15 protein-coding genes are annotated in these 16,877 nt (G+C 71.0%); 8 read left to right on the forward strand and 7 right to left on the reverse strand.

Annotated features, from left to right (window positions below; all coding sequences use genetic code 11):
• Positions 1 to 290 precede the first annotated feature (290 nt).
• Entirely contained in the window at positions 291 to 1,154 is an 864-nt protein-coding gene (locus tag UA75_RS19870) for an AfsR/SARP family transcriptional regulator (RefSeq protein WP_075741536.1), read from the forward strand.
• A 534-nt stretch (positions 1,155 to 1,688) separates the two neighbouring features.
• Positions 1,689 to 2,126: an OsmC family peroxiredoxin gene (locus UA75_RS19875; RefSeq protein ID WP_075741537.1), complete on the forward strand. Its 438-nt coding sequence runs from the start codon at positions 1,689 to 1,691 to the stop codon at positions 2,124 to 2,126.
• A gap of 548 nt (positions 2,127 to 2,674) precedes the next feature.
• On the opposite strand, the gene UA75_RS19880 is transcribed toward UA75_RS19875, so the two are convergent.
• Complete coding sequence (locus tag UA75_RS19880; protein WP_075741538.1) at positions 2,675 to 4,390, reverse strand: IlvD/Edd family dehydratase; 1,716 nt, start codon at positions 4,388 to 4,390, stop codon at positions 2,675 to 2,677.
• 307 nt (positions 4,391 to 4,697) lie between these two features.
• Positions 4,698 to 5,534, reverse strand: a complete 837-nt coding sequence (locus tag UA75_RS19885) for an alpha/beta fold hydrolase (RefSeq protein ID WP_075741539.1) — start codon at positions 5,532 to 5,534, stop codon at positions 4,698 to 4,700.
• 487 nt (positions 5,535 to 6,021) lie between these two features.
• Here UA75_RS19885 and bla point away from each other — a divergent pair, with 487 nt between their 5' ends.
• The gene (bla, locus tag UA75_RS19890; RefSeq protein WP_075741540.1) at positions 6,022 to 6,981 is read left to right on the forward strand and encodes a class A beta-lactamase; all 960 of its coding nucleotides are present in this window, start codon (positions 6,022 to 6,024) and stop codon (positions 6,979 to 6,981) included.
• Between the two features lie 286 nt (positions 6,982 to 7,267).
• Here the strand turns inward: bla and UA75_RS19895 are convergent, their stop codons facing one another.
• Entirely contained in the window at positions 7,268 to 7,579 is a 312-nt protein-coding gene (locus UA75_RS19895) for a hypothetical protein (protein ID WP_075741541.1), read from the reverse strand.
• Positions 7,580 to 7,595: 16 nt separating this feature from the next.
• The gene (locus UA75_RS19900) at positions 7,596 to 8,768 is read right to left on the reverse strand and encodes an alpha/beta hydrolase (protein ID WP_083683361.1); all 1,173 of its coding nucleotides are present in this window, start codon (positions 8,766 to 8,768) and stop codon (positions 7,596 to 7,598) included.
• Positions 8,769 to 8,919: 151 nt separating this feature from the next.
• Between UA75_RS19900 and UA75_RS34030 the strand changes: the two genes are divergently transcribed.
• Complete coding sequence (locus UA75_RS34030) at positions 8,920 to 11,403, forward strand: helix-turn-helix domain-containing protein (RefSeq protein WP_075741542.1); 2,484 nt, start codon at positions 8,920 to 8,922, stop codon at positions 11,401 to 11,403.
• A gap of 74 nt (positions 11,404 to 11,477) precedes the next feature.
• Entirely contained in the window at positions 11,478 to 12,305 is an 828-nt protein-coding gene (locus tag UA75_RS19910) for a hydrolase (protein WP_075741543.1), read from the forward strand.
• 261 nt (positions 12,306 to 12,566) lie between these two features.
• On the opposite strand, the gene UA75_RS19915 is transcribed toward UA75_RS19910, so the two are convergent.
• Entirely contained in the window at positions 12,567 to 12,899 is a 333-nt protein-coding gene (locus tag UA75_RS19915; protein ID WP_075741544.1) for a DMT family transporter, read from the reverse strand.
• Entirely contained in the window at positions 12,896 to 13,630 is a 735-nt protein-coding gene (locus tag UA75_RS19920; RefSeq protein ID WP_075741545.1) for an SDR family NAD(P)-dependent oxidoreductase, read from the reverse strand. Before UA75_RS19920 ends, UA75_RS19915 begins: the two co-directional genes overlap by 4 nt.
• A 99-nt stretch (positions 13,631 to 13,729) precedes the next feature.
• Here UA75_RS19920 and UA75_RS19925 point away from each other — a divergent pair, with 99 nt between their 5' ends.
• The 3 genes from UA75_RS19925 (at position 13,730) to UA75_RS19935 (ending at position 16,467) form a co-directional block, all read left to right on the forward strand.
• Positions 13,730 to 14,365, forward strand: coding sequence for a TetR/AcrR family transcriptional regulator (locus tag UA75_RS19925; RefSeq protein ID WP_075741546.1), 636 nt, complete (start codon positions 13,730 to 13,732; stop codon positions 14,363 to 14,365).
• Between the two features lie 175 nt (positions 14,366 to 14,540).
• The gene (locus UA75_RS19930) at positions 14,541 to 15,392 is read left to right on the forward strand and encodes a (2Fe-2S)-binding protein (RefSeq protein ID WP_075741547.1); all 852 of its coding nucleotides are present in this window, start codon (positions 14,541 to 14,543) and stop codon (positions 15,390 to 15,392) included.
• Positions 15,393 to 15,426: 34 nt separating this feature from the next.
• Positions 15,427 to 16,467, forward strand: a complete 1,041-nt coding sequence (locus UA75_RS19935; RefSeq protein ID WP_075741548.1) for an ABC transporter substrate-binding protein — start codon at positions 15,427 to 15,429, stop codon at positions 16,465 to 16,467.
• A 1-nt stretch (position 16,468) separates the two neighbouring features.
• On the opposite strand, the gene UA75_RS19940 is transcribed toward UA75_RS19935, so the two are convergent.
• Positions 16,469 to 16,798 (reverse strand): hypothetical protein, encoded by a 330-nt coding sequence (locus UA75_RS19940; RefSeq protein WP_075741549.1) that lies wholly within the window; start codon positions 16,796 to 16,798, stop codon positions 16,469 to 16,471.
• Positions 16,799 to 16,877 lie beyond the last annotated feature (79 nt).

Raw genomic sequence — 16,877 nt, forward strand, 5'->3', positions numbered from 1 at the left:
GGACGCAGGCGCTGGCGGAGTCGGCCGCGCTCGACTCCCTCGACCACGGTTTTGCACCGTTTGGGGGATGACCGTCGCGTCCGCCCGATGCTTTCCTGGTTGACGATATGGATCTCTGGGGAATCCGATCGCCTTTTCCGACGATTATTCACGACGATCTCGGGATCATCGCCGTTCATTTTCGAGGAGCACTCTCGCTAGATCACATCGAACAGCATCTCGGCTGTTCCATGCCTGGGGACGTGGTACATGTGATTTCATCCGAGGGACGTTATTCGTTACGTGTCAGCGTGCTGGGGCCGCTGGCGGTCAGCATCGACGACAGCGATCTCACTCCGACGGCGACCAAGCAGCGGGTACTGCTGGCCCTGCTTGCCGTGCACGCGAATACATTCGTGTCCACCGATCGCATCGTCGACACGTTATGGGACCACGCGCCGCCGAGGTCGGCCCGTGCTGCGCTGCACGGTTATGTGACGGCGGTCCGCCGCGCGCTGGTGCCCCGGCGAGCCGCCGAGCGGCCGCTGACGAGGTTCAGCGGCGACTCGGTGCTCATCACCCAGCCGTCGGGTTACCTGCTGCGGCTGGCCGCCGAGGAACTGGATCTGCTCGCGTTCCGAGAGCACGCTCGGCTGGGGCGGGCCGCACTCGCCGCCGGAGAGCATGCCCTCGCCGAGCAGCGGTTCGGTGCCGCGCTGCGGTTGTGGACCGGCACGCCGCTGGCGGACCTCCAGCAGACCGGCGTGCTGAACGCCCACGCGGCCCGGCTCGCCGAGGAGCGGGTGCAGCTGACGCACGACTGGGCGGACGCGCTGCTCGGGCAGGGCAAGGGCACGCAGGCGGTATGCCCGCTGGAGGAGCTGTGCACGAGCCATCCGATGCGGGAACGCGGTTATCACCAGCTCATGCTGGCGTTGTGCCAGGCCGATCGACGGGCTGATGCACTCGCGGTCTACTCCCAGGCCTATCGAGTGCTCACCACCGAAGCAGGCATCGAACCGTGTCACCGGCTCCGGGAGACCCACCGGGAGCTGCTCGGCGAGCGATCGGCACCCGCCGCGACGGCCTGGCGGAGCGCAGGCGGGCGCGGCGAGGATCACGACCTGCGACGTCTCCGCCGGACAGCAGGCCTGAGTCCCTCCGGACGGTGGTGAGCGCGACGGCTTGCGGACGGGATCGCAGGGCTCGTCGATGTCGGGGCAACGGTGGTCTTCTCGGTCCGGTGAGAAGCCTGCCGAGGAAGACCTGAGGGCAGCCCTCCGGCGCGCACCGTCCCGGCGGAACAGTGCAGGCCGTCGGTGCCCGGGCTCGTCGATCGCCATGCCTCGGTCGCGCGGTCGTGGGAGCCCACGATCCGACGCTGTCCCCGCGCCGCCTGCGGTCGCCGCATCGCAGGCGAAGGCCGCACAGCCGAGGTCGGCGCCACCGCGCCGTGCGAAACGCCGCAACGGATGGCGGGACTAGCGCACCGCAGATCGCGCGCGGCGGCCGGTCGGCAGCGGCCGTCCCCGCGCCTCGCCCAGTGCGCCGCCGCCCGCACACCGACGAAGGACCCGTCGGATGCCCCGCAATCCGCCGGGTCCACCGCGACCGAGCCGAGCTGTTGTGATCAGCGCGACCTGCTCCCCGTGGCGGCCGGTGGGATACTCGATGGTGACAAGATCACGAAGAGTCTGGGAGGCTCGGGAATGCCCGTTCGCACCGCAAGGACAGCCTGGAACGGAACGCTGGAGAAGGGCGCAGGCCAGGTCGAACTCACCAGCAGCGGAGTCGCCACCTTCGACGTCAGCTTCCCGAAGCGCGCTGCGGAGAAGGCCGAGGGCACCACCAGTCCGGAGGAGCTGATCGCGGCGGCGCACTCGTCCTGCTATGCGATGCAGCTCTCCGCGCTCATCGCGGCGGCAGGCGGCACGCCCCAGTCGTTGGAGGTCAAGGCCGATGTGACGCTGGGTCCTGACCCGGCGGGCGGCTTCCTGATCTCGGGCATCGCGCTCACGGTCCGGGGCGAGGTGGAGGGTCTGGACGCGGCCGGGTTCGAGAAGGCGGCCAACGACGCGAAGGAAGGCTGTCCGGTGAGCAAGGCGCTGACCGGCACGACGATCACCCTCGACGCCGCGCTCGACTAGAGCGACGCGCCTCTTCGGCAGGCCGCCGGTGGACGGCGACGACGGGCCTCGACCCGTCGGGCAGCGCCGTCCACCGGGCAGGGCACGGGCCCTGTCTCAGGTTCGGGCAGGCCGGCATCGCCGGGGAGCCGTCATGCGCGGACTCGCCAGGTGGCTCGGGCGCACCCGACGACTCGGCTCACCGCGACCTGGCACCCGCAGGCGGTTCGGTAGCCAGCGACGAATGAAACCTGTGCTCTCGGACGTGGCGAGCCGGTTCCGACACCCGTGGCGAGCCGGTTCCGACACCGACGGCAGACAGCCGCAGCCGACCGGAAGCCCGGCACCGGGACGGACCTCCGCCCACACCCTCCGGTCCGCAACATCTCAGCCGTCGGCCTGCGGTCCGTCCAGGACTCTTGTAACCCCCTCCTGGACCGCGCCACCCGGTGCGGTGACGCGGTCGTGGCAGGTCCACCGCAGACACCGTGATCCCGCGATCGGCGACGCCACGACCGAGACCGCATCCCGCGCCGTCGGACTCCTCGGCTGAACGATCTCGGCCCGACTCAGTGCGACTCGCGCGCGACCTGATCGCCGCTGGAGCCGATGAGGAAGTCCAGGTCCACTCCGGTGTCGGCCTGCATGACATGGTCGACGTAGAGCCGCTCCCAGCCCCGACGCGGATCGGCGAGGCCTCCGAGCAGCGCCGAGGAGGGCCTGCGACGATCCAGTTCGGCCTGCGGGATGTCCACGTCGAGCGTGCGGGCCTCGACGTCCAGCACGATCGGGTCGCCGGTGCGCACCACCGCCAGCGGACCGCCTGCCGCCGCCTCCGGCGCGACGTGCAGCACCACCGTTCCGTAGGCCGTGCCGCTCATCCGTCCGTCGCACACGCGGACCATGTCGCGGACCCCGCGTTCGAGCAGCTTCCGGGGCAGCGGCATGTTCGCCACCTCGGGCATCCCCGGATAGCCGCGCGGCCCGCAGCCGCGCAGCACGAGCACCGAGTCGGCGTCGACGTCGAGGTCCGGCGAGTCGATCCTGGCGTGCATGTCCTCGATGGAGTCGAACACCACCGCGCGACCCCGATGCCGCAGCAGCTCGGGCGAGGCAGCCGCAGGCTTGATGACCGCCCCGGAGGGGGCGAGATTCCCGGTGAGCACGGCGATCCCGGCGTGCTCCCGGATCGGGGCGGAGCGGGGCCGGATCACCTCGGCGTCCCAGATCTCGGCCTCGTCGAGATCGTCGACGAGCAGCGCTCCGGTGACGGTGCGGGCGGTGGGGTCGAGCAGGTCGCGGACCTCCCGCAGCACCGCTCGCAGGCCGCCCGCCCGGTGCAGGTCCTCCATCAGGAACCGCCCTGCGGGTTGCAGGTCGACCAGCAGCGGCACCCGAGCGCCGATGCGGTCGATGTCTTCGAGGCTCAACGGGACGCCCAACCGGCCCGCGATGGCCAGCAGGTGCACGACGGCGTTCGTCGAACCGCCGATCGCCGACAGCGCGACGATCGCATTGTGGAAGGACGCCCTGGTGAGGAGTCCGCTGGGCCGCCGGTCCCGCCGGACGAGGTCGACGGCCAGCCGCCCCGACTCGTGCGAGGCCTCCAGGAGTCTGCTGTCGGGGGCAGGGGTGCCCGCAAGTCCGGGGATCACCATGCCGAGCGCCTCGGCGAGCAGTCCCATCGTGGACGCCGTGCCCATGGTGTTGCAGTGGCCCCTGCTGCGGATCATCGAGGACTCGGAGCGGGTGAACTGCTCCTGCGAGAGGGTTCCGGCGCGCATCTCCTCGCTGAGCCGCCACACGTCGGTCCCGCAGCCCAACGGCGTGCCCCGGAAGGTGCCGGTGAGCATCGGCCCGCCGGGGATCACCAGGGCGGGCAGGTCCACTGACGCGGCGGCCATGAGCAGCGCGGGAATGGTCTTGTCGCAGCCGCCGAGGAGCACCACGCCGTCGATCGGGTTGCCGCGCAGCATCTCCTCGGTCGCCATCGCGGCCATGTTGCGCCAGAGCATGGCGGTAGGCCGGACCAGCGTCTCCCCCAGCGAGACCACCGGCATGTTGACCGGGATGCCGCCCGCCTCGAACACCCCCTGCTTCACGCTCGCCGCCACCTCGTCGAAGTGGGAGTTGCACGGCGTCAGGTCGGATGCGGTGTTGGCGATCGCGATGTGCGGGCGGCCGTCGAAGGCGTGCCGGGGAAGGCCGCGTCGCATCCACGCCCGGTGGATGTAGGCGTTCCGGTCTTCTCCGGCGTACCACTGCGAGCTGCGCTGCTCTGCCATGGACGTTCCTCCCTCTCGGGGCGGTCTCCTCTTCGGAACATAGCGCAAGAAACGCGCGGAGCCGAGGGGGTCAGTCGTCCTGCGGGGCCTCCGGATTCCGCGCCGCGGTCGACCGTTCGCCCCGTGTCGACGCGGGCTCGGCCCGCCCCCGCAGCGCAGGTCCTCCTCGGACGCCGGCCGCGCCGGATCGGCCCTGCCGATCGCATCGTCGGGCACCGTCCGCCGCCGGGCGGGAACACCGGCAGGGGCCGGACCGCTCGGGTGTGCGGGGCCTCGGCTGCCGCCACACCCCGCACACCCGACGGCTTCAGTCCTGGAGGAAGGCGAGCAGTTCCCGATTGACGTCCTCGGCGTGGGTCCAGAGCATCCCGTGCGGGGCGCCCTCGATCTCCACATAGCGCGCCTGCGGAAGAGCGGCGTGGAACGGACGGCCCGCCGCGTCGATCGGAAGGATCCGGTCCTTCGTGCCGTGGAGGATCAGGGTGGGGACGGTGATCCGGGGAATGTCGTGGCGGAAGTCGGTCGGCCAGGTCAGCGGGGCGGCCGATGCCGCGAACCAGCCGCCCGAGGCGGCCACGGCGTGATCGTGCCGCACGGTCTCCTCGCTGATGCGGGACCCGAGGTTCTCGTCGAGGTTGTAGAAGTCCTGAAAGAAGCTCGTGTAGTAGGCATAGCGATCGGCGGCGACCTGTCGGGAGACGTCCTCGAAGAACTCCAGCGGCGCGGCGCCGTCGGGATTGTCGTCGGTCTTGAGCAGATACGGCTCCAGCGAGGCGATGAAGGCCGCCTTCGACACCCGATCCGACCCGTAGGTGGCGATGTACCTGGCGACCTCGCCGGTACCCATCGAGAAGCCGACCAGCGCGGCCGCCGTCAGGTTCAGCCGCTCCAGCAGCACGTTCAGGTCAGCCGCGAAGGTGTCATAGTCGTAGCCGGTCGTCGGCTGGCTGGACTGCCCGAAGCCACGCCGGTCGTAGGTGATGACGCGGAAGCCCGCCGCCAGCAGCACCGCGGCCTGTCGCTCCCAGGAGTGGCCGTCCAACGGGAAGCCGTGAATCAGCACGACCGGACTGCCGCTGCCGTGATCCTCGTAGTACAGCTCGATGTCGGTCTCGTTCTCTCGGCCGACGGTGAGACGGGGCATGGACACACCTTCCTCTGTGACGCGGACGTGCTGGCGGACCGAGACCGGGCCACTCGCTGACGAAGATCCGGTCGGGACCCTCAATGTGGCAGGCGGTCCGCCGCCGCGCAGCGTGAGACGATCTCGGGTCGCCGGGTCGGGGGAGGTCGCTCCGGCCCTCCTCGGCGCGGGACCTCGCTCCGCCGTTCGGCGCCGTGGCCGCGCCGCGCCGCATCGCGCCGCCCGCCGAGCGGATGCCGGACTTGGCAGGCAACCGACCGGCGCGGCGGACGTCTTCTGACCGGGCCCCGCGGATCAGCGGGCGGCCCCGCCTGCGCGGGCAGCGACCGTCCAGTTCGAACCGCGCTCCGAGGCCTGCACGGTCCTCGGGACCGATCGGACCGTGTCCGGGCCTGTGGCGCAGGCAGGATGACGATCAGACACAGTGGATGGAGCTTCGGCTCTTGCGATCAGACCGCCTGTCCACCGAGCAGAAGGATGTGCCGTAGTGGTCCGTCGTTCCCGGCCCCTGACCCGTCGGACCGTCCTCGGCGCCGCAGCGTCGTCGCTGGTGATCCTGGGGGTAGGCGCCTGCTCGTCTGCCGGACAGCAGGCGACGTCCTCGCCGAGTTCGGCGGCTCCGCAGCCATCGCCGAGCCCGCCCCCCACGCCGGTCGTCCTGGAGCCCGCCGAGCTGGCCGATCTGGAGAGCCGGTTCGGGGTTCGGCTGGGCGTCTACGCCCACGACACCGGCAGCGGCACCGTGGTGGCCCACCGCGCCGACGAGCGCTTCCCGATGTGCTCCACCTTCAAGGCCCTGTTGGGGGCGGCGATCCTCCACGAGAGCAGCACCGTGGAGTTGGACCGGCACTTCACCTGGTCCGAGGCCGACCTGCTCTATCACTCGCCGATCACCGAGGGGAACGTGGCCTCGGGGATGTCGGCGGAGCAGTTGTGTGACGCCGCGATCCGCTACAGCGACAACACCGCCGCGAACCTGCTGCTCACCGAGATCGGCGGTCCGGCGGGCTTCACCGCCTTCGTCCGCACGCTCGGCGACGACGTCACCCGGCTCGACCGGATCGAGCCGGACCTCAGCACCGGCGAACCGGGCGACGAACGCGACACGACGACGCCCGCCGCCTTCGCCGGGGACCTGCGGTCGCTGGTGCTCGGCGACGCACTCGCGTCGGAGCGGCGGGTGATGCTGACGGACTGGCTGGTCGGCAACACCACGGGCGAGGGCCGCATCCGAGCAGGCACGCCCGAGGGATGGCGGTTGGGCAACAAGACCGGCAGCGGCGGCTACGGCACCGTCAACGACACCGCCGTGCTGTGGCCGCCGGATCGGGAGCCGATCCTGCTCACCGTCTACACCACGATGGGCGTGCGCTACGCCGAGTACGACGAGGCGGTGATCGCCGAGGCGTCGTCGATCGCGTTGGCGGCGCTGACCGCGCACGCCTGACACCGCACGACGCGGCGGGCAGGCGCGCCGTCGGCGGTGTGGAGGCGGGCAGGCCCGGTGAGCCGGGGCAACCCCGTTCTCACCGGGCGTGGCGCCTCGGTCGAAGCGCGGACTTCGCCGCAGGCTCCGGCCGTCCGGGGCCCTCGACGTCGTGGGCCGCCGACGCGCTGCTCCGCAGGCGATGCGGGCATCCGCCCTCATCGCGGGGCTTCCGCTCCGCGACCGGCCGTGCGGCCCGTCGTCCTCCGCAGGCCCGACACGGCATGTCGCAGGCCTGCCGGTCTCCTCATCGCCGGAGATCCCGCTGGTACTCCTCGACGATCACCGTCCCGGTCGAGTCACCGACCGGGGACGTGGCCGCTCCCGCCTCGCAGGTGCTCGCGAGCATCATGATCAGGAACAATCCGACGAGCACGCCGACACAGCCCCCGCCGCCGCCCTTCGACGCGCTCGGCGGGGCCGACTCCTTCCAGCCGCCGGGCAGGATTCCCGCGTGTCGGCTGAGGTAGTGCTGCAGATGCTGCTCCTCACCCTGGGACTCGGTGAGCCAGGCAGTACGGTGATCACACTCGCCACAGTGGTATCGGTAGCCCGCCATGTCGGTCTCCCCCTGTTCAGCGTTGCGTGACCAGCTCGACGAAATGGTCGAGGTCGGCTTGGAGGCAGGGCTCTTGGGCGTGCTTGCCGGTGCAGCCCGGCGCCCAGTCGGCGCCGTCCCCGTAGTCGACGAAGTCGAAGGGGATGCCCGCGGCCGTCAGCTCTGCTGCGGCGAGCAGGTTGGTCTCCCTGGCCCGGTGCTCGATGAGGGCCTGCACCGGGTTGTCGAGGAGGTTGCCGCCGTTCCCGACGTACATGGCGACGCCCATCCCGCGCAGCGCGGCCACGTCGTGGGCCGGGCTCTCCGCGTTCCACATCGCGTCGTACGGCCAGAACGGTGCTCCGAAGATCGCGTCGCCGCCTGCCGTCGGCAGGCCCCCCACCTGGGTGACCAGACTGCCCACGACGACAGCCCGCTGCTCCGCGCTGCGCAGATCCAGACCGCCGGACATGCTGCCGACGTAGGAGAAGAGATCCGGACGGCGCTGGGCGTAGCGGAAGGCGCCGAAGCCGCCCATCGAGTGGCCGATGACGGAGCGTCCCTCCCGCGTGGGGATGGTCCGCAGGTTGGCGTCGATGAACGGGATCACGCCATCGAGGTGGAAGTCCGCCCAGTTCTGCGGTCCGAGGGAGCCCGGGTTCAGCCAGTTCGTGTACCAGCCGCGTCCGCTGCCGTTGGGATGGACCACGATGAGATCGGTGTCCTGCGTGGACTGTTCCGCGATGCGGAGGTTCGTCACGGTGTCGGGCCGGTCGACGCCCCCGTGCAGCGAGTACAGCACCGGATGGCGCGTGGTGCTCGTCGCCTCGTAGTCCTCGGGCAGCGTCACCATGATCACGTGCGTGCCCGGTTCCTGCTCTGCCAGCAGGGTGGGCGTCGGCACCTGTTCGGCCGCGACGGAGAAGCGGAAGGTGCGTCCCGCGTCGCCGACCCACTCGGGCTGGCTGACGACGGTCAGGCCGAATCCGTCCGCGAACTGCGGCGGTGTCGTCGCCGGTGCGGCCGTCGCCGCCGGTGCCGGTGCCGGTGCCGCCGTCTCCGGTGCCGCCGTGTCGGGCACCGTCGTGTCGGGCACCGTCGTGTCCGGCACCGTGGTCTCGGCGACCGCCACCGAGGCGGCGGTGATGACGAGGCAGGCCGTCACACTGGAGATCAGGACCGACCGGCGTCCTTTCAGGTGAGCGTTCATAATTTCTCCTCAGGTGAGTCGATCTACCTGAAAGGGTGTGTTCCGACTGGTCAGCGGACCAGACCATCCACCGGTCATCGATGACCGGTCATCGAGTGACCGGTCGCGGCCCGCACCGATCCGGTGCCTCGACAGAAGGGGAGACGGCTAGGTGGTGCACGAGTTCGGCGCGCTGTTACGCAGGCTGCGTGCACAGACGGCGATCACGCAGGAAGACCTGGCGGAGCGGTCCGGCGTCAGCGTGAGCACGATTCGCCGGTTGGAGAACGGCAGGGCCGGTGATCCTCGAGTCGGCACGGTCCGGCTGCTCGCCGACGCCTTGGACGTCACCGGTCCCCAGCGCCGCAGCCTGCTGGCGGTGGCAGACCACGGCGGTGTCGAGCCGCCCCAGGACGAGCCGCTGCGCGACGAGCCTGAACCGCAGGAGACGTCGGCATCGGCGAGTCTCGCGCAGGCGGACCACCCGCCGCCCGGCTCGGCCCCGACGACGCTGCGGTCCCCGACTCCGCCGACTGGTGCCGACCTGCCTGCTGCGCTCCCGGACCGGTCGCCACCCACCCGGCCGCGGGGCCGGTCGACGCTTCGGGCGAACCTCGACGACGCCGCAGACCGGCTCGCCCACCACGTCCACAGCCGATGGCAGCGAGAAGAGGAACTGCGCGTCGACGACCCGGGGCCACTGCCCATCCGGTGGCGCCCGGTGGCGGCGTCCGCCGAGGACCCGCTCGATCCCGAGCCGCGTCCCGGTCCGATCACGCCGGAGACGGACCTCATCGACGACCTGAGCACCTTCGCGGAGATCTTCCGTCGTGAGCCGCCCGGCAGACTCGTGGTGCTGGGACGCGCGGGATCGGGGAAGACGATCCTCTCCATTCGTTTCGTCCTGGACCGCCTGCGCGACACGACGAACACCGGTCCGGTTCCGGTGATCTTCAGTCTGGGGTCCTGGGACCCGACGACGAGCACGCTGCGAGACTGGATGAGCGAGCAGCTGCTCCGCGACGACCCAGGTCTGAGCGCCGACTCGGGTGCAGGCTCGACCCTGGCCGCCGCGCTGGTCGAAGCAGGCCGCATCCTGCCGGTGCTCGACGGATTCGACGAGATCACGGAGGGGATGCACAGCATCGCGATGGCGGCGTTGCGCAGCACGAAGCTGCCGATGCTGGTGACCAGTCGTCCGGAGGCGTACCACCAGGCCGTCGCGGCCGACGGCGCGCTCAGCCCGGTGGTCGTCCGGCTCGCCGATCTCGCCACCAGCGACTTCGTCGACTATCTCCAGCACAGTCACCGGCCTGCGCGGGTCGCCGCCGCCTGGGAGCCCGTCCTCACCGCACTGCGGAGCCGCCCGCAGGATGCGGAATGCGCGAACCTGGCCGCAGCGCTGAACACGCCGCTCATGGCCGACCTCGCCCGCCGGGTCTACGACGGCTCTCCCGGCCGGGACCCCGGTCTCCTTCTGGACGTCACCCGCTTCCCGACCTCGGAGGACATCGAGGAGGATCTGGTCAGCGGCCTGGTTCCCGTCGTCTACGGCCCGAAACCGGGGGTGAGGCGGAACCCGAACTGGACCACCGCTCGGGTCCAGCGCTGGTTCGGTCACCTCGCCTGCCATCTCGATCGGCTCGCCACGCCCGACCTGGCCTGGTGGCGGCTCGCCGATGCGTTGAGCCCCTCCACCCGGATCCTCGGCGTCGTCGTGGCGACGACGCTCGTCGCGGGGGCGCTCGAGTTCCTCCTCGTCCTGAGTCTCACGCTGATCTTCAGCGACCGAGGCCTCTGGCAGTCGATTCTCGTGAGTCTGCTGGACGCGGCGCTCCTCGGACCGCTGGTCGGACTCGGCGCAGGCATCATCTACGGCCTTCTGGTCGTGCTGCTCGGCAACCCCGTCGGGCCGTCGCGAGTCCGCATGCGACTGTCCGGCCACACCTGGGCAGGCCTGGCCCGTGCACTGCCCGTCGTCGTCCCCCGGGTCGGCAACGGACTGCTCGGCGGCTTCATCATCGGACTCGGATTCGGACCCGTCGGCACGCTGGGTCGCGGACTCGTCAGCGGACTCCCGCCGACGACCGAGCAGGTGATCAGCATGACGCTGATCAACTCGTTGCTGTACGCGATCATCTTCGGCGTGGCGGTGGGGGCGGTACTCGGGGTGATGGCGGCGTTGGAGACGCCGCTCGACCTCGCCACCGTGACCGGTCCGGCCAGCATGCTCGCGAGCAATCGCCGGATCGCCCTCCGCCAGGCGCTGATCGTCACGCCGTTGCTGACGCTGGCGATCGGGTCCGTCGGCGCGGCGATGGCCGGACTGTTCGAATCGTCGCTGGGCCCGCTCAAGTGGGGCATGGACAGCATTCTCATCACCGGAGGCGGCGGCGGGGTCATGGGCGCGGCCTGTTACTGCCTCGGCTTCACGGCATGGGGCCAGTGGCTGGCGCTCACCCGCATCTGGCTGCCGCTGACCGGTCGAGTGCCCTGGCCCGTCATGACCTTCCTCGCCGACGCTCACCGACGGGGGATACTGCGTCGCACGGGCGTCGTCTATCAGTTCCGCCATGCTCGGTTTCATCGTCACTTCGCTCGCATGCACGCGCAGCGGACCGGCGAGCGGGTGGCAGCGGACGTCGGATCAGGCTGACGCGTCAGCCGGGTGGCGTCCTCCGCAGGCCGCGTGCGGTGGACCCGACCCGGGCGCCGGGCCAGACTGTGCGGGTGACGATCTGGATCTGTGCGACCTGCGGGGTCGAGCACCCCGACACCGACGCGCCGCAGGCGGCGGACTGCCTCATCTGCGAGGACGAGCGACAGTGGGTGCCCGAGAGCGGGCAGTCCTGGACCACGCAGGCCGAACTGGCCGCCCAGGACCATCGGCTGGTGCACGAGGAGCTGGAGCGCGGCCTGCACCGGATCAACCGGGAACCGGGCCTCGGCATCGGACAGCGGACCTACCTCGTGCAGACCCCGCAGGGCAACCTGATGTGGGACCCGCCGAACCACCTCGACCTGCCGACCGTGGAAAAGGTAGCGGCGCTCGGCGGGATCGCGGTGATCGTCGCGAGCCATCCGCACATGTTCGGCTCGCAGGTGAGCTGGAGCGAGCAGTTCGACGACGCGCCGATCCTCGTGCACTCGGCCGACCGGAGCTGGGTGCAGCGCGAGTCGCCGGTGATCCGCGAATGGAGCGGCACCGAGGAGATCCTCCCCGGCGTGACGCTGGTGACGGCGGGCGGGCACTTCCCCGGCTCGGCCGTCGCGCACGTCGCGCACGGCGCCGAGGGGCGCGGCACGCTGCTGGTCGGTGACACGATCATGCCGGTGCTCGATTCGGGCTGGGTGACCTTCGAACGCAGTTATCCGAACCGCATTCCGCTCTCCCCCATGCTGGTCCGGCGCATCGTCGACCGCCTGGAGCCCTATCCCTTCGAGCGGCTCTACGCGCTGACCGGCGGCCGGGTCGCCGCCGACGCCAAGAACGCGGTGCACCGATCGGCGCAGCGCTACATCGACTGGGTCACCGGAAAGTACGACGACCTCGGCTGACGCCGCCCCGCAGGCGGGTCGAGCACACGATCACGACACCGCAGCACCGGCCGCAGGTACAGGCCGAGACGGCGACCTCGTCTCGGCCCGGCCGCTCGTCGAACGGCAGGCGGGCCGACGGCAGCCGTGGTCGACCGCCGCCTAGCCTTCGGAGAACGACAGACGGCGGCCCTCCCGGACAGCCGAGAGAAGCCCTCCGGCCCGACACTGCGGCTCCGTCCCCCGAACACCTGGTCGCCTCGTCGGCGGCACCCGACCTCGCTACGACTCGACCGCTCGCAGCCCGACCACGCCGATCACGATCAGCCCGAGGAAGGCCAGCCGCTGGGGCGTGACCGACTCGCCGAGGAACAGCATCCCGGTGCCGGCCACGCCGACCGCGCCGATCCCGACCCAGACCGCGTAGGCAGTGCCCACGGGTAACTGACGCAGTGCGACGGTGAGCAGGGCGAAGCTCGCCATCGCGACCGTGCTGCCCAGGACGCTGGGCCACAGCCTGCTGAAGCCCTCCGCCTGCTTCAACGCCAGCGCCCAGACGATCTCCAACAGCGCCGCGACGAACAGGATCGCCCAGGCGGCCGCCTGCGGACTCACGCCGACGCCCCGCCGTCGACCGTGATCGCGGTGCCCGTGATGTGTCTGCCGCCCGGGCCCGCCAGGTGGGACACCGTCGCGGCGATGTCCGAGGGGTCGTTGTAGCGACCCAGCGCGATGGCCGCCCGCTCGCCGTCGGCGTGGGGTCCGTCGGCGGGATTCATCTCGGTGTCGGTGGAGCCTGGGCTGACCACCACCGCCGTGATGCCCCGCTCCCCCAGGTCGCGGGCGAGGCCTCTGGTGAGGCCCAGCACGGCGGCCTTGCTCGCCGCATAGAGGCTGAGGCCCGGCGACGGGACGCGCTCGGCGAGGTTGCTGCCGATGGTGATGATCCGCCCGCCTGCGGTCATGTGTCGCGCCGCCGCCTGCGCGGCCACCAGGACGGCCCGGACGTGGATCGCCAACGTCCGGTCGATCTCCGCGACGGTCACCTCGTCCAGCGGTGCCATCGGGAAGATCCCGGCGTTGTTCACCAGGATGTCGAGCCTGCCCAGCTCGGCCACCGTGCGCTCGACGGCGGCGACGACCGCCTCGGCATCCGCACTGTCCGCCTGAACCGCCATTCCTCGCCGCCCCGCCGCCGTGATCCGCCGCACCGTCTCGGCAGCCTGCTCCGAGGCGCGCGCGTAGGTCACAGCGACGTCGATCCCGTCTGCGGCCAGCTGCTCGGCGATGGCGGCACCGATGCCTCGGCTGCCCCCGGTCACCAGGGCGACCCTTGTCGTCGACATGACGAGCCTCCATTTCTGTGTCAATTGGCACAGAATTAGAGCATCGGTAGCATTCGAGGGTCAAGGTTTTCTGCATCAATCAACACAGAAAGGGGCGACATGCCGGCGCGCGGAAGGCCGAGGAGCTTCGACCGGGAGGCGGCACTGGCCGCCGCGATGCGGACCTTCTGGGAGCGGGGCTATCAGGCGACGTCGATGACGGACCTCACCGCCGCGATGAAGATCGGCTCCCCCAGCCTGTACGCGGCCTTCGGCTCCAAGGAGGCGCTGTTCCGCGAGGCGGTCGACCTCTACGACCGCACGCTGGGCGCAGCGGCGGGCGAGATCCTGCACGGCGCCTCGTCCGCACGCGAGGGGGTCGACGGGCTGCTGCGGTCCAACGCGATCGCCTACGGCGACCCCGCGACACCGCCGGGCTGCCTGGTGGTCCTGTCCGCGATCAACTGCACCGCCGAGAGCGCGGGCGCCGCCGCCGTCGCGACCGAGCGCAGGCACGCGGATCAGGCCGATCTCCAGGCCCGCGTGGAACGCGGCGTGCGCGACGGCGACGTCCCGGCAGGCGCCGACACCGCCGCGATCGCGATGTTCTACCACACCGTCCTATATGGACTGTCGATTCAGGCCAGGGACGGGGCGACGACCCGAGAGATGCTCACCGTGGTCGACTCGGCGATGGCGGCCTGGGATTCGCTGGTCCTCGTCGCCCCGCCGGAGCCTGCGTCGTCGCAGGGCTGAGCCGCCGGGGCACCGCCGAATCCGATGCCCGGGCGGCACCGCCTTCGACGACGGCCGACCGGCCGCCACCTGGGTCTGGACCGTTCCTTCAACCGCACCCGAGCTCGTCGACTGAAGATAGCCTCACCTAATATTGATGGTGAACGGCCCGACGACGAGCAAGTGAGGCGAGCACATGACGACGCATGAGGACCAGCAGGCGCCGTTGGACGCGGTGGTCCTGGCGTGTCGTGATCTCACCTTCGCCCCGTTGCCGGAACTGCGTCCCGACCGCCCGGCACCGATGGAGGGCGAGACACGCTGGCTCTCGCTCGTCGAACTGCTCGACGACGGTCGGCTGGCCGAGACCTTCGACGCGCTGCGCGCCCGCGAAGGGGCAGGCCATCCCGGCGCCGCCGCGATCCGCTACCTCAAAGGACTGCTCCGCGAGACGGTCTTCCTCGTCTCGGCGAGCATCTACCTCACCGATCGCGCCCCCGAACTCTCGCCCGAGACGCTCTGGTTCCCCTTCGCCCCCGACGGCGACATCGGCACGCCCCGGATCACCAGCCGCCGGGCCGCCGTGCTGCGCGGCGATCCCGACGCACGGCTGCCGGACACCGTGGTCGTGGCCGACCGGGATGCACTCGACGTCTGGGCCGCCGCCCGGCTGGTCGAGGTCTTCGGACCGCTGGTCGAGCAGGTCCGGCGCCACTCCAGGGTCGGGGCCCGCACGTTGTGGGGCTATCTCGTCGACATCCTGCACTTCTACATGATCAATCCGGCACGACGGCTGGACCGGAACGTGCCTGCGGCGTTCGCCCGCGCCGATCGGCTCGTGGCGGCGGTGATCGCGGCAGGCGCGCCGGTGAAGGCGCGTCCCCGGCTGTTCCGGTTCCGTCCGGAGGGCAATCAAGGCGTCTGGGCGGTGCGCAGCACGTGCTGCTTCGACTACAAGGTCGACGCCGAGCACGGCTACTGCGGCACCTGTCCGCTGCAGGAAGACACCGTTCGCGCGGCCCAGTTCGACCGCTCGTTCAGCCGCTGACAACCGAACCACAGACACGAATTCAGGAGACACAGTGACGCGACCTCACCGCCTGCCGATCGCCCGCCTCGGCGCAGCGACGGCCGTCCGGCCGCTGGACAGACGCCGGTTCCTGTCCGGTCTCGGCATCGGGGTCCTCGCACTCGGTGTGGCGGGCTGCGCATCCGGGGACGCCGAAGGCGGCGGCGACGCCGCGGGCGAGACGCGTCCGTTCCAGCACCCGCTTGGCCGCAGCGACCTGCCCGCCGAGCCGCGTCGCATCGTCTCGCTGGACCCGGGAGCGGGGCTTCAGGTCGCGCTGGAGCACGGCGTGCCGCTGGTGGCCTCGGCGACGCTGGCGAGCGAGCCCTCGGTGCCCGCATACCTGCCGAGCCCTGCGGCACCCTTCGAACAGCTCGGCTTCAATCAGGCCGACCCCGAACGCGTCTCGGGCTTCGAGCCGGATCTGATCGTCGGACACGTCCCGAGCCTGCAAGAGGACTACGCGCTGTACTCGGAGATCACCACGACCGTCTCCTACACGAACTCGGCGGGCGGCACGGAATGGGAGGACGCCTGCCTGACCGTCGCCGACTACTACGGCGTCCGGGACGAACAGCAGCAGCGCATCGACGAGTTCCACGAGCGTGCGGATGCCTTCGCGCAGACCCATGCGGAGACGCTGAACGGGCTGCGCGTGGTGCTGCTGCGCTTCACCACCGACGAGCTGCGCATCGTCACCGACTCGGTGATCTTCGGCTCACGGGTCCTGACGCGTGCGGGCGTCCAGCTCACCGAGTCCAGCGCGACGAGCGGGCCGGAGGAGACGTACGTGTCCGTGACGCCGGAGCAGGTCTCCCGGCTGGAGGACGCCGACGTCGTCCTCTACTTCGGCGGCGGCGGCGCCTACGAGGAGGGCAACGTGACCAGCGCCTTCACCACCTACACCGAGGGGACGCTGTGGGGCAGGCTGCCCGCGGTGCAGGCCGGTCGGGTGTTCGAGGTTCCGCAGACGACCTGGTGGGACGGTTATTCGACGTCGGCCGCGCATGCGGCGCTGGACGACCTCGAGGACATCGTCGGACAGCTCGGCTGAGTCATCGCCGCAGGCGGGCGCGGGAGGGCTGGGGGTCGGGCGGGATCGTCGTCGTGCGGTCCCGCCCGGTCTCGTTCTCCGAGGCTCGCCGCGATGACCGGGTCGCGGTGATCGGAATGCCGCCGAGCCTCGGCACGGCCCGGTCTCGGACCGCGACCGCGACCGCGACCGCGACCGCGACCGCGACCGCGACCGGAGGATCGTGCTCGGCGGCTCGGCACGACGCCGCAGGCGATACCCGCCTCGGCATCCGGCCTTCGGACCCTGCCCAGGCATCCGGGGCGCGGGCCTGGTCGGGAAGTCCGGTGCGCGGGCTCTTCTCGACGTCCACCGCGACGCTCCGCCCGATATCCACTGTGCGGCCAGGCCCGGCATCTACTGCGGAGCCCCGCCCCACAACTATCTCGAGG

Source organism: Actinoalloteichus sp. GBA129-24 (genome assembly GCF_001941645.1).
GTDB classification, from domain to species: Bacteria; Actinomycetota; Actinomycetes; order Mycobacteriales; family Pseudonocardiaceae; genus Actinoalloteichus_A; species Actinoalloteichus_A fjordicus.

What these genes read in the sequence shown, in the direction of transcription:
- UA75_RS19875 (WP_075741537.1), top strand. Translation starts at nt 1,689, where the DNA reads ATGCCCGTTCGCACCGCAAGGACAGCCTGGAACGGAACGCTGGAGAAG.
- UA75_RS19880 (WP_075741538.1), bottom strand. Translation starts at nt 4,390, where the DNA reads ATGGCAGAGCAGCGCAGCTCGCAGTGGTACGCCGGAGAAGACCGGAAC.
- UA75_RS19885 (WP_075741539.1), bottom strand. Translation starts at nt 5,534, where the DNA reads ATGCCCCGTCTCACCGTCGGCCGAGAGAACGAGACCGACATCGAGCTG.
- UA75_RS19895 (WP_075741541.1), bottom strand. Translation starts at nt 7,579, where the DNA reads ATGGCGGGCTACCGATACCACTGTGGCGAGTGTGATCACCGTACTGCC.
- UA75_RS19900 (WP_083683361.1), bottom strand. Translation starts at nt 8,768, where the DNA reads ATGAACGCTCACCTGAAAGGACGCCGGTCGGTCCTGATCTCCAGTGTG.
- UA75_RS19920 (WP_075741545.1), bottom strand. Translation starts at nt 13,630, where the DNA reads ATGTCGACGACAAGGGTCGCCCTGGTGACCGGGGGCAGCCGAGGCATC.
- UA75_RS19925 (WP_075741546.1), top strand. Translation starts at nt 13,730, where the DNA reads ATGCCGGCGCGCGGAAGGCCGAGGAGCTTCGACCGGGAGGCGGCACTG.
- UA75_RS19930 (WP_075741547.1), top strand. Translation starts at nt 14,541, where the DNA reads ATGACGACGCATGAGGACCAGCAGGCGCCGTTGGACGCGGTGGTCCTG.